At 63.7% G+C, this 21570-nt stretch carries 24 protein-coding genes; 17 read left to right on the top strand and 7 right to left on the bottom strand.

Annotated elements, in window-relative coordinates; translation table 11 throughout:
• The first annotated feature begins 1 nt into the window (after window position 1).
• From ACFVYI_RS35085 to ACFVYI_RS35010, 16 genes are all read left to right on the top strand, one after another.
• Window positions 2-283 carry a hypothetical protein gene (locus tag ACFVYI_RS35085; protein WP_387893107.1) on the top strand — a complete coding sequence of 94 codons (282 nt, stop codon included), beginning with the start codon at window positions 2-4 and terminating at the stop codon, window positions 281-283.
• Complete coding sequence (locus ACFVYI_RS35080) at window positions 280-627, top strand: hypothetical protein (protein ID WP_387893104.1); 348 nt, start codon at window positions 280-282, stop codon at window positions 625-627. Before ACFVYI_RS35085 ends, ACFVYI_RS35080 begins: the two co-directional genes overlap by 4 nt.
• Entirely contained in the window at window positions 624-1007 is a 384-nt protein-coding gene (locus ACFVYI_RS35075; protein WP_387893102.1) for a hypothetical protein, read from the top strand. The genes ACFVYI_RS35080 and ACFVYI_RS35075 overlap by 4 nt, the downstream gene beginning before the upstream one ends.
• 77 nt (window positions 1008-1084) lie before the next feature.
• Window positions 1085-2005: a hypothetical protein gene (locus ACFVYI_RS35070; protein WP_387893099.1), complete on the top strand. Its 921-nt coding sequence runs from the start codon at window positions 1085-1087 to the stop codon at window positions 2003-2005.
• A 75-nt stretch (window positions 2006-2080) separates the two neighbouring features.
• Window positions 2081-2362 carry a hypothetical protein gene (locus ACFVYI_RS35065; RefSeq protein WP_387893097.1) on the top strand — a complete coding sequence of 94 codons (282 nt, stop codon included), beginning with the start codon at window positions 2081-2083 and terminating at the stop codon, window positions 2360-2362.
• Between the two features lie 14 nt (window positions 2363-2376).
• Window positions 2377-2772 carry a hypothetical protein gene (locus ACFVYI_RS35060; RefSeq protein WP_387893095.1) on the top strand — a complete coding sequence of 132 codons (396 nt, stop codon included), beginning with the start codon at window positions 2377-2379 and terminating at the stop codon, window positions 2770-2772.
• 15 nt (window positions 2773-2787) lie between these two features.
• Window positions 2788-7458, top strand: coding sequence for a hypothetical protein (locus ACFVYI_RS35055; protein WP_387893093.1), 4671 nt, complete (start codon window positions 2788-2790; stop codon window positions 7456-7458).
• Window positions 7459-7476: 18 nt separating this feature from the next.
• Window positions 7477-8472, top strand: a complete 996-nt coding sequence (locus ACFVYI_RS35050) for a phage tail domain-containing protein (RefSeq protein WP_387893091.1) — start codon at window positions 7477-7479, stop codon at window positions 8470-8472.
• 47 nt (window positions 8473-8519) lie between these two features.
• Window positions 8520-9707, top strand: a complete 1188-nt coding sequence (locus ACFVYI_RS35045; protein WP_387893089.1) for a siphovirus ReqiPepy6 Gp37-like family protein — start codon at window positions 8520-8522, stop codon at window positions 9705-9707.
• A gap of 3 nt (window positions 9708-9710) precedes the next feature.
• The gene (locus tag ACFVYI_RS35040; protein ID WP_387893088.1) at window positions 9711-10766 is read left to right on the top strand and encodes a hypothetical protein; all 1056 of its coding nucleotides are present in this window, start codon (window positions 9711-9713) and stop codon (window positions 10764-10766) included.
• A 12-nt stretch (window positions 10767-10778) separates the two neighbouring features.
• Window positions 10779-11543 carry a hypothetical protein gene (locus tag ACFVYI_RS35035; protein ID WP_387893086.1) on the top strand — a complete coding sequence of 255 codons (765 nt, stop codon included), beginning with the start codon at window positions 10779-10781 and terminating at the stop codon, window positions 11541-11543.
• Window positions 11544-11691: 148 nt separating this feature from the next.
• The gene (locus ACFVYI_RS35030) at window positions 11692-12366 is read left to right on the top strand and encodes a hypothetical protein (protein ID WP_387893085.1); all 675 of its coding nucleotides are present in this window, start codon (window positions 11692-11694) and stop codon (window positions 12364-12366) included.
• Window positions 12367-12945 carry a hypothetical protein gene (locus tag ACFVYI_RS35025; RefSeq protein WP_387893083.1) on the top strand — a complete coding sequence of 193 codons (579 nt, stop codon included), beginning with the start codon at window positions 12367-12369 and terminating at the stop codon, window positions 12943-12945.
• Window positions 12946-12952: 7 nt separating this feature from the next.
• Window positions 12953-13213 (top strand): hypothetical protein, encoded by a 261-nt coding sequence (locus tag ACFVYI_RS35020; protein WP_387893081.1) that lies wholly within the window; start codon window positions 12953-12955, stop codon window positions 13211-13213.
• A 66-nt stretch (window positions 13214-13279) separates the two neighbouring features.
• A complete protein-coding gene (locus ACFVYI_RS35015; RefSeq protein ID WP_387893079.1) occupies window positions 13280-14620 on the top strand; it encodes a peptidoglycan-binding protein in 1341 nt (446 codons plus the stop codon).
• Between the two features lie 23 nt (window positions 14621-14643).
• On the top strand, window positions 14644-14916 hold the full coding sequence (locus ACFVYI_RS35010; RefSeq protein WP_387893077.1) for a hypothetical protein: 273 nt from the start codon (window positions 14644-14646) through the stop codon (window positions 14914-14916).
• A 61-nt stretch (window positions 14917-14977) separates the two neighbouring features.
• On the opposite strand, the gene ACFVYI_RS35005 is transcribed toward ACFVYI_RS35010, so the two are convergent.
• The 7 genes from ACFVYI_RS35005 to ACFVYI_RS34975 all read right to left on the bottom strand — a co-directional run bounded on the left by ACFVYI_RS35005 (window position 14978) and on the right by ACFVYI_RS34975 (window position 20134).
• Window positions 14978-15382 (bottom strand): NUDIX domain-containing protein, encoded by a 405-nt coding sequence (locus tag ACFVYI_RS35005; protein WP_387893075.1) that lies wholly within the window; start codon window positions 15380-15382, stop codon window positions 14978-14980.
• Window positions 15383-15454: 72 nt separating this feature from the next.
• Window positions 15455-16066, bottom strand: a complete 612-nt coding sequence (locus ACFVYI_RS35000; protein WP_387893072.1) for an AAA family ATPase — start codon at window positions 16064-16066, stop codon at window positions 15455-15457.
• Entirely contained in the window at window positions 16039-16776 is a 738-nt protein-coding gene (locus tag ACFVYI_RS34995; protein WP_387893069.1) for a hypothetical protein, read from the bottom strand. Before ACFVYI_RS34995 ends, ACFVYI_RS35000 begins: the two co-directional genes overlap by 28 nt.
• A gap of 119 nt (window positions 16777-16895) precedes the next feature.
• The gene (locus tag ACFVYI_RS34990) at window positions 16896-17672 is read right to left on the bottom strand and encodes a hypothetical protein (RefSeq protein ID WP_387893067.1); all 777 of its coding nucleotides are present in this window, start codon (window positions 17670-17672) and stop codon (window positions 16896-16898) included.
• Complete coding sequence (locus ACFVYI_RS34985) at window positions 17665-18654, bottom strand: radical SAM protein (RefSeq protein WP_387893066.1); 990 nt, start codon at window positions 18652-18654, stop codon at window positions 17665-17667. The genes ACFVYI_RS34990 and ACFVYI_RS34985 overlap by 8 nt, the downstream gene beginning before the upstream one ends.
• 157 nt (window positions 18655-18811) lie before the next feature.
• On the bottom strand, window positions 18812-19291 hold the full coding sequence (locus tag ACFVYI_RS34980; RefSeq protein ID WP_387893064.1) for an NUDIX domain-containing protein: 480 nt from the start codon (window positions 19289-19291) through the stop codon (window positions 18812-18814).
• 381 nt (window positions 19292-19672) lie between these two features.
• Entirely contained in the window at window positions 19673-20134 is a 462-nt protein-coding gene (locus ACFVYI_RS34975; RefSeq protein ID WP_387893062.1) for a hypothetical protein, read from the bottom strand.
• Window positions 20135-20534: 400 nt separating this feature from the next.
• On the opposite strand from ACFVYI_RS34975, the gene ACFVYI_RS34970 reads away from it, so the two are divergent.
• Window positions 20535-21569, top strand: a complete 1035-nt coding sequence (locus ACFVYI_RS34970; RefSeq protein ID WP_387893059.1) for a Scr1 family TA system antitoxin-like transcriptional regulator — start codon at window positions 20535-20537, stop codon at window positions 21567-21569.
• The last annotated feature ends 1 nt before the right edge of the window (window position 21570 follow it).

The raw sequence follows: 21570 nt of genomic DNA, 5'->3' as shown, positions 1-21570 counted from the left end.
GGTGGCCGACGCCTACACCCGGCGTCGTAACTGGGGCCAGGCCGTCACCGTCTGGACCGGCCGGGCCTCTGTCCAGCCGTACCGCTCCACGAACCCGGCCGAACCCGAGCGGGAGACCACCACAGAGACCCTGACCGTCTTCCTGCCGGTCGGCGCCGTTGTCGACTCCGCGGACCGCATCGTCCTGCAGGGCCAGGTCTACGACGTCCAGGGCGAGCCTGCCGTCTGGCAGGCCGGCGCCCTCTCTCACATCCGACTCACAGCATGGAGGGCACGACGATGACTCGATTCACCCTTCGTATGGATCGGAACTGGGAGCGCGAGATCCTGTCTCTCCCCCAGGCCAAGGAGATCGTGGAGCTCCACACGGCCGACGTCACTGCGCTGGCGATCAAGGAGGCCCCCAGGGCCTCGGCCACCCGGAACAACTGGAACTCCTCGAAGCGGAACATCTCCGCTCTCGTCACGCTCTACCAGGGCGGTTGGTACGGCCAGGTGGTTGTTGAGGCTGACCGAGAAGTCCGCCACACCATGCTTCAGGAGCGTGGGTGGAGGGACCTCCGAGGCCGCCGGCATCCGGGCCGATTCTTCTTGAAGGAAGCCTTGGCGAAGGCGAGGATCGAGTGACCGATCCCGTCAACGTCCTTTGGGAGTACCTGAGTTCGCTTCCCGACCTGCCGCATGGCTCCGTAACCGGGGACCTGGTGGGCCGGGAAGTCGGCGAGACCACCATCTTCCTCGCCAAGTCCGGCGGTCACCGTCTGGTCCGCGATCGGCTCGATCGAGCGGACGTCGAGTACGACGTCTACCACCAGGAGCGAGCCGAGGCCGCGCGCATTGCAGGCCTGGTCCGTCAGCACCTCCTTGAGCAGCTGCCTGGCCTGGTGGCCGGCGGCGCCCTGGTGCTCGACGTCGCGGAGATCTCCAGTCCCCGGTACTACCCGGACCAGGCCAGCCGAGAGCACATGTACGGCGGCGAAGTCGCCATTTTCCTCGTCGAGGACTGATTCCTCCGAGTCCCCTCCCCAATTTCCTCAAGGCCCCCTGAGCGGGGCCTTTTCTGTTTCCCGCTTCAGGAGTGCCTATGGCAAACGATGCCCAGAAGATTCGATTTGCTCCCAACGGTGGCGTCTTTGTCGCCCCTGCCCCTAATGGCCTTCCTGGGGGCACTCAGCTCCCCGTGGATGTCGGCGACGGCAAGGCCGTCCCGTCCGGCTACAAGGCTCTCGGCTATGTTGACGAGGGCGGCGTCACTATTACGCCGTCCATCGAGACCGACCCAGTTAATGCGTGGCAGTCCGCCACGCCAGTTTTGTACAACGTCAAGTCCGCGAGTATGCAGATCAAGGCGACCCTTCTGGAGACCAATCAGCTCACCAGTGAGCTTTTCTGGGGTGCTGCCTGGATTCCGGTCAAGGACGCCCAGGGCCAGGAGACTGGCACCTATCGCCTGGACCTCTCCTCGACCCCTGAGCTTCAGGAAATCACCCTGGTTGTGGACTGGTCCCAGAAGGGCGTTCTGTACCGCTGTGTGATTCCGCGGGCAATGATTAGCGACCGTGGCGCGATTACCCTTCAGCGCACCGAGGCACAGAAGTATGAGCTCACCATTTCGGCGCTGGACGCCAATGGTTCCCTTGGCTACGTCCTCACCAACGACAACATCAAGTCGACTGGCGGCGGCGTTACCCCGCCGGCTCCATTCGCTTCGACCGTCACCGTTCCGGGCTTCGCCACGAATGACGGCGTTAACGCGGCGTGGAATGCCCGCGTGGCTGCGACCGGCATAACCAGCCCGGCCACGATCAAGCTCCTGAACGGCGCCGGTACTGCCTTCCAGCTTCAGACCACCCTGAATTCGGATGGCACCTACGATGTGACCATTCCGAAGCCTCAGACGACTGCGGAGATCAAGGTCACTCACGCCGGTGTGGATTACTGTTACACCGTGACCGACAAGACCCAGACGGGCAGCTCGAAGACCTGCACCGTCGTTTCCGGCTAATCAGCTGAAGGCCCCTGCCGGGGAGGGCAATAGTCCCCGGCCCCCATTCTTCCCCTTTTGATGCTGGAGATTCCCATGGCTACTGCCAAGAAGACTGCTTCCCCGAAGACCGCTGCTGCGAAGGCGGAGGCTGCCGAGACGCCGACCACCTTCGAGCATGCGGGCGTGACTTTCGTCGTGCCTGCTCCGCTGGACATGCCGCTTGATCTTCTGGAGGCCACTGACGAGCTGGAGGCCGTCCGGCTGATCGTCGGTGAGGAGACCTGGGCGGAGTACCGGAAGACTCGGCCAACCATCCGTGACTTCCAGGTTCTCGCCGATCTCGTCAACCAGGCTCAGGCCGGCTCGGGAAACTGATCCAAGTCGTCGGGGTGGTCCAGGAGTTCCCCGACGAGCTTGAAGCCGACCTCCTTGAGCACTTCGGGATCGATCTCCTGGACCTGTGGCGTGGACGGCTCTCCCTCCGTCGGGTGCACGTGTTGATCAACTCGCTGATGCACAAGCCCGGCCGGTCCGCCCTCCTGGCGGCCATGGACGAGACGACCCAGTGGGGTACCGCGGAACACCTGCTTGCGCGCGTCTCGGACGCGCTTGAACTGAGCAACTTCCTCTTCATCAAGGCCAATTCAGAGGATGCGGGCGACCTGCCCCTTCCCGCGCCGGTTCCCCGTCCCGGCAACGATTCGCCCGAACTCGCGTCTTCAGAGCCCGACTTCGCCGACGGCTCGGAGCTGTCCGACTTCTTCTCTCGCATGAGCAATCTCTGACCCACAGGAGGCCGCATGGCACCGTCTACTCGCGGCCCGATCAAGGTCGGATCCGGTTACATCGACATCACCACCAGCCTCAATAACGAGTCCGTGGCGAAGCTCCGTGCGGAGATGACTCGGCAGATGGAGAAGGCCGGCACCGAGGCCGGCAAGGCGATGTCGGCTGCCGCTACGAAGGGCTTCGAGAACCTCCCCAAGGCCGCAGCCACGGCGGCCCGAAAGGCCAAGGCGGCTGTCGAGGCTGAAGGTAAGGACAGCGCGGAGACGCTGGCCCGGATTGAACGCGACCTCACTCGGCAGTACGGCACCGAGGCGGCGCGGCGGTTCCGGGAGGCCCGCCAGCTCGAAGAGCAGAAGCAGGCCCTTGCTGAGGAGACGAGTGCTGTTACCCGTGCAGCTCTCCGTACCACCGTGCAACAGGAGACCGAGGCTGCGACGGCTCGTAGCCGGCAGACCCAACAGACCGAGCGGGAGCGGGTGGCGAGTGTTCGCCGCATGGCGGACGAGGCCGCTCGTGCCGCGCGCGAGGAGCGCGCCCTTCGCCAGCAGGCCCTTGAGAACGAGGCCCGGGTAGACCGGGAGATCGAGGCCACCCGCCTCCGTCTGGAGCGGGAGACTCAGGCCGCCATCCGGGAGACTGCCCGGATCCGGCAGCAGGCCCAGCGCCAGGCCCTTCAGGAGGAGCTTGCCCAGACCACCGCCATGCGGGACGGCCTCCGGCGACAGCTTGCCGAGGCCCGGACCACGATGTCCGAGATGACGACCGTGCACACCACGGCCATGTCCCGAATTCGTAGCGGTTGGAAGAAGACTTTTGAGGGTACCGAGCGAATAGGTACCAACCTCAGCGAGACTGGGCATCTCCTGACCAACAATTTGGTTGCTCCCCTCGGCCTGGCAGCCGGCGCTGCCACGACTTTCGGAATCAAGTCCGCCGACGCCATGATTTCGGCTCAGACCGGCCTTCGTGGCATGGGCATTGAGCTGAAGGACGTGACCGACCTCCTTGAGCAGATGACCGCGTACGGTATTCAGACGCCGTACAGCGTCAACGACATGCTCAAGTACGGTACCCGATATGCACGGGCCAACGCGGCTCACAACAAGGACTTCTCTTCTGACGATCCGGTTGAGCACGCGAAGGGCTCCCGGGAGGTTGCTCAGCGATCCGTCGACATGGTCAAGATGATCGGCGACTCGGCCGCATACGGTGGTGTTCTCGACCCGAAGATGGTCAGTGACGGCATGTACGCCCTGGAAGTCATCCAGGACATGGGACGTACCCCATTGAGGAACCTCAAGCAGCTTGAGCGTGCGACCGGCATTCCCGGACAACAGATCGCCAAACTTCTTGGTTTCCGTGATCGAGCCCTCACCAAGGACGAGATCGCAAACTTCAAGAAGATGGACAAGGAAAACGGGATTGACCGCGAGATCCCGACGACGAATGAGGCCTCCGCTCAGCTCTATGCGTTCATGGCTGATGCGAAGCACACTGGCGGCGTAACGGGCGAGCAGCTTATTGAGAAGCTTCTCGCACACTGGCAGGACCCGAAGCTTCAGATTAACGGTGCAGCGGCTCGCATGGGTGGCGCAACGATCAGCGGCCGAGTAGAGAATATGAAGGAGGCCGCGCAGTTCAAGCTCGGCCAGCTCTTCTACTCTAAGGGCGAGGACGGCGCGTACGAGTACTCAAGCCTTGGCCAGAAGATCATGGGCAAGAAGGTCCAGGACGACAGCGGAACACATTTTGAGGGTGGCCTTCTCAATGACGTCCAGGACATCGGAAAGTCCGTGTTCCCAACACTCAAGGTCACCGTTGAGAAGTTCATCGACACTCTGACCCGGTTCACGTCCTGGATTAAGAAGGCTGCCGAATTCCTAGACGAACACCCGGGCCTGCGGGACATGGTACTCAAGGCCGCCCAGTTGGCTGCCGTCCTGGGCCCCGTACTCATTGCCGCGGGCGCCCTCGCCAAGCTGCTGGGCAAGGTTGGCAAACTGACTGGTGCCGCCGCATCCCTGGTCACTACCCCTGTGGTGGCTGCCGGTCGTGGAGTCCGCGCAGCAACCCGCGTGGCACGGCAGACCCGTGCCGGCCTAGCCTCTCGCAGTGCTGGCGACGGCTTCATGTCTGGCTACCGTCAGCGCCGTGTCGACCTGTCCGGAGGTACCTCCGGGGATCAGCGACGGGTACGGGGCGAGATCCGCGACCTGGAGGCCCAGATTCGCGAGGCTGACGGCCAGGCCGCCGAGCTTCGGCGCTCGCTCCAGGGCATCAACGGCACCCAACTGCGCTCGATCATAAGCGAGTTGTCCGGTGGTACTCGCAGTGTGGAAGGGGCCGCACAGGCGGCCCACACCGAGGTAACCCAGGTTCGTACGCAGGGCCTTGAGCCCCTGAATCGGGTGAACCTGTCCGGGCTTCAGGCCGAGCTCACCGACACCCGTCAGGACGTCGAGCGCCTGGTCTCCGCCCTCAAGGACGCTCAGCGCGAGGTCGGTGACCTCGACAGCAAGAAACTGGTGGGCCTCAAAATCCAGGTCGACACCGCACACGGCGTGGTGGACAACCTGAAGGACAAGATCCAGAACACCAGCCTTGCTGTGGGCCAGCTCGACGGGAAGAACCTCAACAGCCTCAAGGCCGAGTTCACCCAGGTTCACAGTGCAGCCGATCAGGTCCACGAGAAGATCGGCCAGGGCACCGGGGCCAACTCGATTGCCGGTCGGGTAGGCCTGCTCAACCAGCGGTCCCTTTCCGGCCTGCGTGGTGAGTTCGATCAGCTCCACGGAGCTGCTGACCGTGTGCACGAGAAGGTTGGCCAGGGCACTGGCGCGACGTCCCTTGCTGGCCGGATCGGTCTCCTGAACCAGCGCTCCCTGTCGAGCCTGAAGAATGAATTCGATGCCGTATACAACGTGTCTGACAGCGTCTTCGGCAAGATCGGTCAGGGTACCGGCGAGGGCAGTTTGGCCGGCCGTCTCGGTCTGCTGAATAACCGCAGCCTGAAGGACATCAAGGAGCAGGTGGAAAAGCTCAGCTCTGCGCTGAGTACCGCCCATACCCACGCGAACAACCTCGATAACTCGATCGACAACATCACCAAGAAGGCGCCCGGAGGGAACAGCTCTGGGGGCCCGTCGAAGCCCGACAACAAGAAGAAGTATGCGACTGGCGGTGTTTTGCCGGGCTATGCGCCCGGGGTTGACTCGATTCCCGCGATTCTCTCTCCTGGTGAGGCAATCCTTCGCCCGGAAGTCACCGCGACTCTTGGGCCTTCACTTATCCACGGATGGAACGCTGCGGCCCGTAAGGGCCAGCTCTCCCGTTACGCGGGTGGAGGCATCGCCGGCCGTCTGGGCTTCGATGCCATTCGGGACGCAATCCGAATGCAAAACGTGTGGCCCTTTGCTTCTGGTGCTCTCAACGTCATGAGCTTCGCCAAGTCTTCGGACGACGTTGGCGGCGATGCTCAGACAGGAATGTTGGGAGTCGGGACCAACACCTCCCGGTGGATCGGTTCCGGTGTCGCAGACCGTTTCAAGGGCATGTTCGACTTTGTGACGGATGACTCCTGGAAGCTCCTCCGTCGGGTTCCGACTGTCCTCGGCCAGGTCGCCGGTATTGCCGGTGGAACCCTGGCGCCGATTCTCGGGGATTACTTCTGGGATGACGTCTGGAAGGGCAACGGAAACATCGTTGAGCGAGGCGGGAAGTTCCTCGGTGACACCTTCTCGGTAAACACCCTGAAGGAGGCCGGAAAGAACCTCCTCGGTGGCGCCTGGGAGTCCGTGAAGGCCGTAGTCGGTGGTGCGAAGGATCTGATCACCGACCCGGTTGGAAGCGTCAAGGACGCCTTCAACGCAATCTGGGATGTCGCCGACGGCGAGGTTAATCAGATTGTCGACATGGTAAAGGCTGTCAAGGACATCTGGGATGCACCCGGCGACTACGCCGGTTCGGTTCTCTCGGACGTGCTGAGCACGGCCAAGGAAGCCATGCCGAATCTCGACGGTCTCTTCGACTTCTCCAAGGACGCCCAGGTGAACGCGGGCGGGATCCCGAAGGAAGCGCTGAACTTCACGGACATGCTTGGCGGGCAGCTCGACCCCACTGGGGATCAGGTGACTCGTTGGCGGCCGACTGTGCAGCGAGTTCTTACGGAGTTGGGACTTTCCCAGGACTACATGGATCTGGTCCTTCACCGAATCAAGGTGGAGTCCGGTGGTGATCCAAATGCCGTGAACAACTGGGACTCGAATGCACTGAATCCCAACATCGGCGCGAGCGCCGGCCTGATGCAGACGATCCCGGCGACCTTCGCCGCGTATGCCGGGCCGTACCTGAGCCTGGGCCGTCTAAACGGGCTCGCGTCCATCTATGCCGGTCTGAATTATGCCACCCACCGGTATGGGGCGAGCTGGCCACAGGCCCTCGCTGGCAATCAGGGCTATTGGTCCGGGACGTTCTCCGCGTCCCCCGGCCTCAAGCTCGTTGGCGAGCACGGTCCAGAGCTGGTGAATTTCCGTGGGGGTGAGCGGGTCTACAACGACCGCGACACCCGGAACCTGTTCAAGGGGAAGCACTACGAGATTCACGTGCACGAGGCCAGGTCTGAGGACACCACTCAGGCAGTCCTGAGGGCAATGCAGTACGCGGAGGTTATGTCAGCCATGTAGGAATCATTTGGAGGCCCCATGCCAATTCCGGCGATTACGCCACTGGTCAAGGATCAGCAGCCAGCGCCGCTGCCGCTGCCCCCTCAGCCAATGGCATGGGGCCATACCCATGTGACGATTACAGGCTCAAACGGTCAGGGAGAGGAAATCTCCCTGACCTCCTTTGCTACCCGGGAATGGCCGGTCATCCTCATTCAGGCCGGCGCCACGGGGCTGGATATGCCGCCGGTGGAACTCCACGCCGACGACAGCCCAAACCTTGACGGCTCGATCTATCGGGGTTCCCGTGTGGCGGCTCGACAGGTCATGATTCCCGTCTATCTCCACGGCATCGACCGGCGCACGCTGAAGGATCTCAAGCGTCGGCTGATATCTGCTCTCAACCCGAAGAACGGGTTTTGCGTCCTCAAGTTCGCCGAGGGCGATTCCCTTACCCGCACCCTCTACGCCTACTACAAGGGCGGCATGGAGGGCGACGAAGGGACCGACAACGCTGGCTTCCGGTTCATGAAGTACGGACTCCAGCTTACGGCCTTCGACCCGTACTTCTACGGCCCGGATATGCAGGTAGCGGAGTGGCAGTTCGGTGGAGGGTCACCTTTCCTCAAGACGAGCACCGCGTTCTTTCCGCTGAAGCTCACCAAGGGCGTCTTGTCCAGCAACGCAATTCCCATCGTGAATTCCGGGGACGTCGAGGCCTGGCCGGTCTGGGAACTGAAGGGCCCTGTCCGGGGCTTCAAGATGACGGCCGGCAACCAGTCCTTCGGGATCGCCGCGGGCGCCTCCGGCAGTCCTGACGCCGTACCAGCCGGGCGCACGCTCACCGTGGACACCCGGCCCGGATACAAGACCCTCAAGGACGACCAGGGCACCAACTACTGGCCCAGGCTCGACCCTTCCCCAGCGCTCTGGCCAGTGCCGGCCGGGAAGTCGTCCGTCTCAGTCGACCTGGTGGCCGGCAGTTCCGCCGCCACGCTCAAGCTCACCCTTCGCCCTCGCTACGAAAGCTACTGATGCCCATGGGTTACCGAATCGAGGTCCGGGACCGAAACCTCAATCGTGTGGGCGTCATTGACACTTGGATCAAGCTCGATTTCATCGTTCGATTCTGCCAACAGGGCACATGGCAGCTTCTCGTAAAGAGTGGTACCGACCAGGCCGAACTTCTTCAGAAGGGTGGCGGGATCGCCATCTATCAGGATGGTGTCTCAGAGCCGGTTCTTACCGGTCAGATTGAGTTCTTCCAGGAGTATTGGACCGTCGAACAGCACACGGGGCCCGGCAGCCTCTACGTGGGCGGGAAGTGTGACAACAAGCTGGCTTACAGCCGCCTGGCCTTCCCCGAGCCCGCGGTAAGCATTGCTCAGCAGTACACCGCTCGACCGACCCGCCAGGCCGCCGGCGCGGCCAGTACGGCCCTCTGGTGGGAGCTGGAGCACTCCCTAGGATCCTCCGCACTTCCCGACCGCAGGATTCCCGGCCTGTCGATGCCAGCGCCGGCGGACCTCGGCGCACAGGTCAACGACAGCTTCCGATTCGATGTTCTCGGGACCACATTCGAAAAGTGGACCGAGGGCAAGGATTTCGGTTACCGCTTCATCTACAACCCCGACGTGAAGAAGATCGAGCTTCGCATCTTCAAGCCTCGGGACCGCTCCCGAGACGTGCGCTTCAGCCCGGATCTGGGAAACCTCCGTGAATACGTCTGGACGCTCACCGCACCACGGGTTACCCGGGCCATTGTGGGGTGCCAGGGTGAAGGGGACGAGCGGTACCTTTATCAGCAGATCGATACGGACGCCGAGGCCGAATGGGGCCTTCAGGTAGAGACGTTTGTTGACCGGCGAGACCTTCCGCTCAAGACGGATCCGGCTACCGGGCAGCCGATGAAGGCGAAACCGGACACAACCGATGCCGAGTTCGAAAATGCCAAGAAGGCCGTCCTGGACGCTGCCGCGTCCGCCCTCCAGCAGGGCGAGAAGAACGGAAACTTCCAGCTCTACCCCATCGACACAGAGCAGATCCGCTTTGGGCGCGATTACTTTGTTGGGGACCTGGTGACCGTGGCAATTGATGGCGTCGAATATGTAGACATCGTTCGCGAGGTCAACATCTCGATTGAGGACGCCGGAAAGTCTCTGACCATTCGTCCGAAGATTGGCGAGCAGGGCACCGGCGACCCCCTGAATCTCTACAAGACCGTATCCGAGCTTCGCGAAAAGCTCCGGAAGCTCGAAGCGAGGATGTAACCCATGGCAGAAGTCAGTTACCCGTTTTCCCAGGCAAATGCCTCTGGTGGAACCGAGATGGTGTCACAGATTCAATGGCAGCAGATGGCCCACCTGTGGGGCGGAGATCGCGTTGATTTCCAGCTCACCAGCGGCAGCTACGACGCCGCGGCCCTGCCGTTTGCATGGAAGGTGATCAACGGCCGCACCATCACCATTGACCCCGGTAACGCCTGGGTCGGTGGATTCTACTACCAGCTCACGGCGACGCTCAGTGTCGATATCGACCCCAACCCGACAGACAAGGCCCGCAAGGACACCGTGGTAATCCGAGCCGACGTCGTAAAGGGCTCCGTCAACATCGTGGCCGTCAAGGGTCAGCCTTCCATCTCCCCCATCGCCCCACAGCCTCAGCGGGCGCCAGGGCAGAAGTGGGAAATGGTCCTGCTCGAAGTGGATGTGCCGGCTGCCAACGGTGCCCTGTCGGTTTACTCGCGAGCTTCCTTTGACCTTCCGCGGGCTGTGACAACTCCTTGGAACACTCGCAGTACCGCAGACTTCGTCCCGCGAGGTTCCTTCCTGTATGACCTCGACGTTGACGGCGGTGATTCCCAGTACGAGGCTTTCAACGGGCGCGACGGGTACATGGTGACCCGCCACCTGGGAAAGGCGCGGCCCTTTACCCCGAGCCTCTGGGGCGTGAACAACCAGCCGGCCGACATCGACCGTGTGTGCCGCTGGCGCTGGATTGCACCCAACACCGTCCACTTCAACATGAAGCTGAAGAACTCCAGTCCTGCGGACATCGTCACCAATGCCTGGTACATGCAGGCATCTCTTCCTCAGCCTGCCAACGGCAAGACCGCCCAGATCTTCGACGGCTATATCGACAACCCCCAGGGTGGCGGCGGGAAGCCATGGTTGTCTCAGGTCAAGGGGATCACGTGGGAAGGAAACGCGACCACGACCGTGAACCTTTTCACTCCTGCCGGTGACTCCCTGGTTGTTCTTCAAGGGATCCCAGCCCATTCAACTCTTCATCTTTCCGGGACTTACGAGTCCGACGTTTTTAGCGAGTAAGGAGGAAAACCCTTGGCACGAAATCTCTTCGGCGGCACTGCTGCCGACGTAGCCGAGTCGGTGTCCGGTGCCCGGATCCCTGGCGCGGTCGGAACCGTCTGGGACGGCCCGTCGGCCGGCGCCGCTCAGATTACCGATCTGACCGACACCGGCGGGGCCCCGATCCTCCAGCTCGTTGCCGACAACCGAGGCATGGTTCCCTCGTTCTACGGCCCCGCCTCCGGTGCTGAGCGCCTGTGGGTCGACTTCGGGGCCGGACGGGTCGGACTCGTTTCGACGACGGCCGGCGAGCGCCTGGTCCAGCACCAGGCCGCCGCGGACCCCCACGCCGACAGGGCATACACCAACGAACGCTTGCTCAACTTCCTGCCCCTGGCGGGTGCTGACCTCCAGGTCCCCGCCGGTACGGACTGGGCTCGCTGGATCGTCCCGACCACGCCTGACACCACAGGCTGTGCCTGGAAGCTGAAGACCTCGGACGGAACCGACTACACCCGAGTGCGGAACAGCGGTGCCCTCCTGATCGACACCATCGGCGTCCGCGCCGCACTCTGCATCGGGGCGCCGGCCTACGGCAGCGGCCAGGCAGTCATCAACGTGACCAACTCGAAGGCAACCACGACAACCACCGCTTCGGTGTTCCGAGTTCAGGGAGACGGCTCGGTCATCTCGGCCGGATCGGTGACGGCCTCGAACGTTGGAACCGCCCGCGTCTTCAGTGGCCCCAACGCGCCGTCCAGCCCGAAGCCCGGGGATGTGTGGGTGCAGTATGCCTAATCAGCTCAAGGTCTGGTCTGGAAGTGCTTGGGTCGACCAAACCCCGAAGGCCTGGAACGGGAGCACCTGGGTAGCCGCGCCGCCTCTGTACTGGGACGGGGCTGCGTGGATGAGCGCCGCCCCAGCGTCCAAGGAGTTTCCGGCCTACGTGGCCAGCACCCGGGCTCTGGTCGTGGACCAGGCCCTCGCCGAGCTGGCGCTTCCGGCGGTGAGGACGAATGATTTCATCGTCAGCATTTGTGTCAGCTCTGGTGCCGCGCCGGCGCCCCGTTTAGTCACTCCTGCGGGTGCGATTCCGACCCAATACACCCTCGCCAGCGGTCTGTTGATGGCTGTCGCTGTGTGGCCCTGGGAGCCATCCCGAGGAAGCTCCGTTATCTGGGATGTGGGCCCAGCCCGCAATGCCGCCGTCATGAATCTGGTCTATCGCAACGGTGACATCTCCAATGTGGGACTTACGCCCGTGGTCGGCATCCGGGAGTACTCCAACACCAACTCCCTGGCCCTGATGCCCTCTACGGGCTACCGCAACTTGTACGCCGCCGTCACGGTGTCCAGCTCGCTTACGGGCCTGGCTTGGCCTTCTGGCGTTGCCGCTCGGGATCAGCAGCTCGGAACTTTCGGTGTGAATCAGGTCAGCCTGATGGTTGCCGACACTCCCGGCGCCGGCGGTTCGCCCGGCTCCGTACAGCTCGACACCACTGTTGCCTCCGCCGCAGTTGTTCTCATTTCAGTTCCAGGACGGTCCGACGGAAAGGCAACCTGGATTCTGGGTGACTCCGTCGGTTCCGAACTCGGCACCACTACCATCCTGGAGCTTTAATTGATCACTCTTCCCACTCTGAAGGGCTGGACTTCCCGACAGGTCATCTCTCCGGCAGACATGAACGGCCAGGTTTACGACGTTCACAACGCGCTGTATACGGTGGCCGCTGACCACGAGAATCAGATCAACAAGATCAAGGCGAATCCGGTTCTCTCGGTGACCCTTCAGAACTCGATTGTCCTCGGTGCGAATGGTTCCACTGTCGTCTACTGGAACACCTCGAACCCCCTTGCTCGCGTTGGCACCTGGGCCACTACTGACGGCGGCACCATCAAGGTGCCTGAGGCCGGGACTTACCGCTTCACCATGAACTATGGCGGGTGGACCACTGCCGCATCCCCAACCAAGGCACATGCATGGATTGCCACCGCCACGGGAGCGACCTCGGGAGCGTTCCTGTACCCACCTAACAACGGCGATTCAGCAACGACGTCCTTCTCTTTTGCGGCAACCCTCAGTGCTGGACACGACTTCACGGCTTATCTGGTGGCCTGGTGGAACGGATTCCAGTCTGACGGCGGTCCCAGCGACGAGCGAAACGCATGGAATCTGACCGTCGAGAAGATTTCCGGATAGGAGGCCAATGACCCCCACTGACATCTTCGGATTCGCGGGCACCGCGGCCTCGGTTACTGCCGCTCTCGTCATGGTCCGAGCGTCCTGGCAGATGAATTCTGCCCAGGTCTGGCGAGGCGAGGCGGAAGCCCAGAAGACACGGGCTGATCGACTTCAGGACGACCTGAACGAAATTAAGGACAGGCTCACCCGCATCGAGTCGGAGAACCGCCGACTTGTCGAGCTGATTACGACGCTCGACCCCTCCCGGCTTCGCGCCGGGCTCTAATTCTTTCATTCATCCCCGAGGGGCTGGCCATGTGGCCGGCCCCTTTTTGCATGCCCTGGAGGCATCTTGAGTCAGGTTGAGATAGTTCTCAGCATCGCCAAGAGTCAGGTTGGCTACCGCGAGGGATACAGCGGCGGCCACTACAACAACTACCAGAAGTACAGCCCGGAGGTTCCGGGCCTTGAGTGGTCTCAGAATCAGGCCTGGTGCTGCACCTTCTGTGCCTGGGTGGCCATGAAGGCCAACGTAGCCAGCCTCTTTCCCCGCACCGCTTCCTGCCTCACCGCGGTTGCCTGGTTCAAGTCCCGAGGCCGTTTCTCCGAGTATCCCGCCATCGGTGCCCAGGTGTTTTTCGGCTCTGGCGGTGGAACTCACACCGGTCTCATCCATTCGTACGATGCCGACTTCATTTACTCGGTCGAAGGAAATACGAACGACTCGGGATCCCCGGAGGGGAACGGCGTCTATCTCCGCAAGCGGGAGCGCCGGAGCTCCACCGTCTACGGGTACGGCCTGCCGGCCTACTCGGAGGGGGTCACCACCGCAGACCCGGGGCTGAAGGGCCGGGAGGGCTTCACCTACGCCGCTACCGCGTCCGGTCCAGCCGTGAACCCGGCCTTCCCGGGCTCGGTCAAGCCGACCAAGACCGTGACTGTTCGAGCCGGCCAGACCCTTACCGCCATCGCTGCGGCGGCCGGCATCAGCCTGGCCTCTCTCCTGGCGCTCAACCCGAGCGTGAAGGACCACCCCGACCAGATCCACCCAGGCGACTCCATCACCGTGCCGGCCGTCCCCGGCGGCGCCCAGGAGCCACAGCCCAACTCGGAGCCTCCGGCCCCGAATCCGGATCCCGTGCCGGTTCCTACCCCTGTCCCAGGCAACACCTTCCCGGGTACCGGCAAGTTCGGCCCAGGCACGAACAACTCCTATGTGACGAAGCTCGGCGAGGCCCTGGTGAAGCGCGGCGGTGGCCGCTTCTACAAGGAGGGCCCCGGCCCTCGTTGGACTGAGGCAGACCGGGAGGCCACCCGCGCCTTCCAGCTCGCCCAGGGCTGGACTGGGAGCAACGCTGACGGGATTCCGGGCCCGACCACTTGGGACTACCTGATGAACGGCAAGGGCCGGAGCATCCCCGCTGCAACCGCTTCGAAGGCGAGCACCAACGTGCCGGCCTACCCGGGCCGGCCGCTGAAGTACACGGGCAAGGCTCCGACCTACGACCCCTACGTGAAGGTCTGGCAGTCCCGCATGAAGGCCCGCGGATGGCGCATTGCCGTGGACGGCTACTACGGCCCGGCCTCGGCCTCCATCGCCAAGCAGTTCCAGGCCCGGCAGGGTCTCCGACCGGCAGACGGGATCGTCGGTCCGGTCACCTGGCGGTACGCCTGGACCGCTCCCTCTCGCTAACCCCCAACTCCTCTGGAGGATGAATGAATTCGTTCGTTTCGAAGCACGCTGTGCGTGTCGTGGCCGCCGTCGCGGCCCTGGTTCCGCTGCTGATGACCTGGTACCCCCAGGTTCCATGGGAGGCCCTGGTGGCCGCCGCTGCGGCCCTGCTGGGTGCCGGTGAACTGGCTCAGCGAACCGAGAACCGAAAGACCCTGGACGCACTCCACGAGACCTCTCCGTGGGATCGAGCTGCGGCCCGTCAGGCCGACCTGGTGAACATGGAGGCCGAGCAGAACGCCGGCCAGGCTGACTAATCCCAGAACGCAAAGAAGCCCCCTCCCCATTCGGGGAGGGGGCCTTTTCGCATTTCCAGGCCTACCAGCCCACCACGGAGAAGGGCTCGCCCTTCAGGTACCGGGTGATTCCAGCCGCGTTGTACGGCTGTGCGTTCTCAGGCAGGTCGTTGATCGGTTGCCAGGAGATGCCAGCGCACTTGTGCGGCTCGGCGTTGTACGGCTCCCCCGCCCACTCGGACGCCGCGAGGAACCAGCCAACGCGAACCTCACCCTCAGGGTTGCGGTAGTGCATCACGTGAACGATTCGAACGGCCTCGCGCTCGACTCGGACGCCGACCTCCTCCCACGCCTCCCGGATGGCGGCCGAGATCACGTCCTCGCCTTCGTCCACCTTCCCGCTCGGCAGGTTCAACAGGCCGTCGCTGTACCCAGTGCCGGCCCGCTCCGCGAGCAACACCAGGCCGTTGCGTTCGAGAATGAGCATGGCGTCATTGATCGGGCGTTGGGGCTGCACCAGGTCCTCCGAAGGTGTGTCTTAGGAGGACGATAGGCCACCTCAGTGGACGTTGATGCCGTTGATGTGGAGCTGCTTGGCAATCCACTCAACTCGGGCCTGTGTAGTGAGGCCCTGCGGTAGGTCGAGGATCGGCACCTTGGTGGCCTGGATCGCCTCATAGACGGCCGTCTCGGTGGCGCTCTGAAGGTCGAGAACCTTGCCGCGGAAGCGGTCTCCGCCGGCCTCCTGGTCGTAGTGGTCACGGCAGTGAATCACCGCACTGTAGGCGATGGGCATCCAGGTGTTGCAGAGGGATTCAACCGATCGGAGGACGGCCCGGACCTGCGGGTCCTCTTGATCAAGTACGAGCCGGGCGTAGGCGAGGACGTTGGCCGGCGTCTTGTCGGTGATGAGCAGGCTGTGATTGCGTGTGGCACGCATGGTGGTGGTGAGCTGGGCCGCGAAGGCGTCGAGTTCGGCAGTGAGGTCGAAGCCGCCCTTGTCGTGGAGGACGATCTCCTCCATGAAGGGGCTCACCCGTGCGGGTTCACCCGTGGCAGTGACGTTGACGCCCTGCTCGCGGTAGTAGGCAGTGAGGGCGTGGACCAGGGTCGTCTTTCCGGCTGCCGCCGTTCCCTCGACGGCTACGACCGTACAGTCTCGGATGGGCACGATTCCCCCAACAGGTCTCGAAAGGTGCGGGATTGGAGCCAGCCCCACGCGCCGTCGGCGTGGGCGGCGATCATTCGGTTCACGTTGAGGCCGTGGTCATCCCAGCTGCCGAGGCCTGCGGCTGCTGAAGCAACAAGCGCCGTGGACAGGGAGTGCCGCAGGTTCAGGACGCTGACCCGTTCACGAGCCTCGATGTCGTCCTTCTCCAGCCATCGGCGGTGCAGGTTGGTCATAGATGTGCTGCGAAGTTCCGGCTGGGTGACATCCAGGTTGAGTTCGGTGCAGACATCGACCAGGCGACGCGAGGTGCCGTTCAGCAGGTGACCGGCGTCGTATCGGGTGTCGATGACCCTCGGGGCACCGTCGGTAGGTTCCCGCCGTGCGGCCCATGCAGTCCGGGCACTGTCCAACGCCGGAGCGGCTTCGTTCCGGTTGGCGACCAACACGGCTAGGTCGGAACAGAGTTGGTGGCCGGTGATGAGGTCCGCGTCCTCGAAGGCCTGGGAAACAGTGCCAGCTGCGGCGGTCACGAGCTCCCCGGTCTCGCCAGCGTCCTCGACGTACATGCTCGTGTACGCAAAGGGAAGTTGGGAAAGGTCGACTGCGGAGCCGGTAGACGGCAGGTCAAGGACTGCGAGCGAGAAGCAGAACGGCCTGTTGCCGTTCTTGATCCTGTAGTTCTTGGTCCATTCGACGTCGAGAGATGCCACCCGCGTCCGGCCCCTCTTACGGGGCATCTGGCGAGGGTTGGCCAAGTTGCTGACGGTGATCACTGTGCTCCTCGCGAGGGTGGGCCCGGCACTTCTACCGGGCCCACCGTATGCGTGACTCAGTTGCCCCGGAGGGGCGTTGTGTCGAATGCCAGGGGCATGGTGTCCCACGCGGCCAGGCGGAGCGCCTGGGCAACGTCGAACGGCTCAGCCCAGGAAAGGCGCTCGGCTTCTTGGCCGGCCAGGAGTGCCACGGCAAGGGCGGACATCAGGGCCGCAGCCCCGATGTGCTGGGTGTGCCAGACCAGGTCTTCGGCCAAAACTCCCGGGGCGGTCAGGTCCTCGTAGACGTGTTGCAGAACGTCCGGCGCCCGGTACTGCCAGAGGACGGGTCCGAAGTCCAGGCCGCCCGCCTTGATGGCGCTGTCGAGCCGCATGGTGTCGCGGGCCGTGTCGACCAGCAGGGCGGTACTTCGCTCCCGCTCAGCCCGGTTGGCCCATGCCGCGCCTACGGCGTCGATACCGGCATGCGGCGTCGACAGCAGGGAGTGAAGGGCGTGAAGGTCATCGGGGAAGGAGTGCCATCCGATGATCTCGGCTTCGCGGCGGCCCTGTACAAGGATGCCGTCCACGAAGGCCGGAATGTCTGTCCGATGACTGTCCGGGTCCATGGCCACGGTTCGGTAGCCAAAGTGGAAGGTCTCGGCAGTGATGTCGCGGCTGGCCGTGCGGTGCACGGGGATGAAGACGGCGGCGGCACCGATCGGAACGGCCCCAGTGCCCTCGTCGGCCCATTGGATGCTCATCCCGGTGAGGAGTCGCACCTTCTTCGCGAAGGGACGCATGCCAGCCGCATAGGGCGTCTGGGGCCAACCGAGGTTGGTGAATTCACGCACTGCCGCCCCCGGCGTGCGCCGCGGTACGGATCGATGCCCCGAGGTACTTGCGGAAGTGGTTCTCCTTGAAGCGGTACCTCTTCCAGATCTCTTGGATCGGTTCTTCCAGCAGGTTGCCGATCGGTTCGAACAGGTCCTTCGCGTTGTACACCGGCCAGGCGTTCGTCTTGCCGGTCGGCTCCACCACGATCATGTGACCCTCGTTCTCCTCCGTCCACGTGGTGAGCCGGATCGCGGGGTTCCACTGGTAGGTCGTACGCAGCTCAGTGAGTCGACTGAACGCGTCAGCGGCCTCGCCGTCGGTGATGAACTCGTTCTCGTCCAACTTGAGTGCGTTGCCCTTGCGAAGCGGCATGATCAGCTTCACCTTGCCGGCGTTGAGGACGTCGGCGATCTGGACCGTGAAGGGCAGGGCTCCCAGGGTGGAGCGGTAGACAACCGCGGACAGGGAGATGGGAATCCCCGCGTCCTGTAGCGCGCGGACACCCGGCATCACCTTGTCGTAGTCCCCGCGCACCCGGTTCGTGATCCCGCGCGGGCCCTCCAGGCCGATGTTCGCGAAGGCGATCTTGCCGGCGATCCGTTTGGCGTGCTGAAGCCCGTGGGTCGCGTTCGTCGGGACAGCGAGGATGAACCCCTCGTCCGCGTACATGTCGACGATGTCGCCGAAGTCCTTGCGCATGAGGGGTTCGCCGCCGGACAGAAAGATCCGTCGGGTGCCCTTCAGGTTGTTCCGCATGATCTCCAACTGCTCCAGCGAGGGATCCGGCAGTTGAAAGATCTCGGAGCAGAACGAGCAGTCGAAGTCACACCTCTTGGTGACCTGCTTGATCACGGAGATCGGGGCGGTGGCGTTGCGGGCGAGGTCCCAGAGGTCGATACCCGGCTCAACCGTGAAGTGGTGTCCGGCCCCGAAGCTGAGGCCGCTCCCCAGGTCGAGGCTTCGACGCGGCGGGATGATCGGAAGACCGAGGTCAGTCATGCTTCCTCCATGTACGTTGCGTGAGTCACGCCTGCCTGATGGATGGTCATGAAGATCAGAGCGCCGGCCAGCCCCTCGGGGGGATGAGGCTGGCCGACACCAGTCCGCCCGGCCGGTGTGCCTGGACCGCTGCGGGCGGAGACTTTGGTGGCCCTACTTACTCGGCCGGCACTCCCCGCAGCAGCATGGGCAGGGAAGCACCGCGGGCGAGGGCAGCGAGGGCCTGCTTCACCCGCCGGTACTGGTCCGCCTCCATCAGCTCGGGAAGCTGGGAGTCGTGAATCCAGTGGAGACCTACGATCTCCTGCGGGGGTCGGTGCTGGGCAACGAGCTCCACCTGAACCTTGGTGACACGCCCACCCCAGTAGACGAAGTTCATGCCCTCCGGGAGGAGCTGGCTGTCCACGTAGTCAACGGCCAGAACCCGGTTGAGGGGCAATGAAAGGCCCGTCTCCGTCTCCAGGTGCCGGCGCGCGGCAAGATGAGGCAGCTCTCTCGCCTCGGCGCTGCCTCCGGGGAGAATCAGCCCGTCAGGCTTGTACGTGACCTCTTCCAGCAGAATGGCGCCGTCGGAGTTCTGAACGAGGACCTGATGCCCCAACCGGCGAGGGGGCGGGGAAGTCAGGATCTCGGGCAAGGCATTCAGCACACTGCCTCATTTCAGGGTTGGAAGTGTCTCCGCTGCCCGCTCGCTCTACGGGGAGCGAGCGGGCAGGGTTCCCGCCCGATTGCCAACGGCGGGAGCTGGAACCCGCCCTTCTGCCCGCCCGTGTTCAAAACGGGCAGAAGGGCGGGAGTCTGTGTCAGGCTGGCCGCTTGAGCGGGATCTCGCGCTCAACAAGGCCATCGTTGGTTACCTCGGCCGCCGAGCCGTCGAGGAGAAGCCAGCAGGCCTCTCCCTGAGTGGGCCGATCAAGCAGGGCCCGAATCTTTAAGCGTCGACCGCGCGATCCGCCTTCGTCCGGAGATCCGTAGCGGTTGTACAGCTCCGCTAGCTCCTGGCTGATGTCGGGCCGCATCACTCAACGCCCTCCCCATACGGGGCCAAGGTCGCCTTCATGGCAGCCTGGTGCACCGTGCGAATGAAGCGCCGATGGTGCTCAGCACAGGACAGGATGTTCACGTACTCCCCGTCCTCACGCAGGTAGTACAACCCCGGTGCAACCAGGGTGAGCTTCCCAAAGCAGGACACGCACCGTCCGAGCTTCCACAGATGCCCCGCCGGGAGGGAGCTCTCAGGAAGAGTGTCCGCGCCCTGGCCGGCCTTCTCGCTGGCCGCCAGATCCGTACGACGGAGCCAGCCGGCCGAGGCCGGGAGGACTCCGATCGAGCCAGCGCCGAAGACGAGGCCGACCACCAGGAGCCAGGGGAGGAGCGGGCCGTGCCGCAACGGGTACCCGACCGCCAAGGCGGCGAGCCCGCTTCCGATGACGGTAGCGCTGTACAACAGCGGCCCCAGAAGGCCGAGTTGGGGCCTCATGCCACGCTGCTTACGGCGTCAGTCCCACGCGGCCGACTCGGGTGCTGCACATCCAAGAAGCGCGGCACGTCGAGCGGCTGAACCCTGTCCGGGTTGGTCGTCCACTCACAGCCTCCGCTCTCCGGCCGCAGGAAGACCAGGCGTCCAAGCGTGTCCATGTAGATGCCCTCAGCCGGCTTCCCGTCGGGCCCTCGCCGGGCGAGATCGCGAACGACCTCACCCACCTGGGGCTTGTAAACGGGCTTGCTCGGACGTCTGGGCATGGGGGTCTCCGTAGGTAGCGCTGTGCTCTCGGCGTCTCACCTGGTGTAGCCATGGTGGCCCGGGGCCCCTACCATCGGAAGGGTTTTCCACTTGACAGTTTCCGCAGTGGAATGGCCAACCCAGTGGAGGTCTGACGATGCCTGAGACTGAGCTCGACCCCTCGGCTTCCCCCCTCAAAGCGTTCGGTGCCCAAGTGCGCAGGCTACGCAAGGCGGCCGGCCTCACACAGATCGACCTCGGGAAGATCACGGGCCTGAGTGACAGTCAGATCTCCAACCTCGAAAGAGGTACCCGGCATCCCACACTTGACTGGGTGCGTGCATCTGACAGCGCATTAGATTCGGGCGATGCGCTCGAAATCACGTTCTGGAGCCTCAAGGGGACCGCTCTGATTCCGGGCTACGAGGAGTACGTAGCCAAGGAGAGGCTGGCCCGGGTCATCAAGCTGTTTGAACTGGGCATCGTGCCTGGCCTGCTTCAGACTCCCGAGTACGCAAAGGCTCTGGAGGACGCCTCAGTTGCACGTGGCAGCGCGACTGTCGAGCAGGCCGCCGAACGCCTCAGGCTCCTACTCGACAGGCAGGCGAGGATCGACCGCCAGCCGGCGCCTCTCATCCACGTGATCCTGGACGAGAGTTGCCTCTACACTCAGGTTGGCGGCGCGAAGGTTCTGTCCGGTCAGCTCGATCGCATAGAGGAGCTGGCTTCCCGCCCCAACTACGTCGTCCAGATCGCGCCTTACAGTCTGGGCGCCCTTCGCCCCTTCATGCGGTCCGTGTCACTCCTGGAACTCGCTGACGGTGCTCTGCTCGGGTACACCGAGACACACCACCGCGGCTACCTGGAGAGCGACCGAGCGACCGCGTCCAGGTGGGCAAGGGAATACGATTTGCTCCAGGTTGAGGCGCTGTCACAGGCAGCGTCACTTACAGTGATCCGCAATGCACGAAGGGGACTGTTCGACATGAAGGTTGACCTGACCGGCGCTCCGTGGCGCAAGAGCAGCTACAGCGGCAACGGAGGCCAGTGCATCGAGGTGGCCGACGGGTACGCCGGCATCATGCCCGTCCGCGACTCGAAGGACCCGGAGGGCCCCGCACTTGTCTTTCCGGCCGACGCCTTCGCCGCGTTCGTCGCTAGCGTCAAGGCTGGCGAGTTCGGCGAGGTCTGAC

This window comes from Kitasatospora sp. NPDC058218 (assembly GCF_042882445.1).
GTDB lineage: Bacteria > Actinomycetota > Actinomycetes > Streptomycetales > Streptomycetaceae > Kitasatospora.
This window is presented reverse-complemented; position numbering and strand designations above follow the sequence as displayed.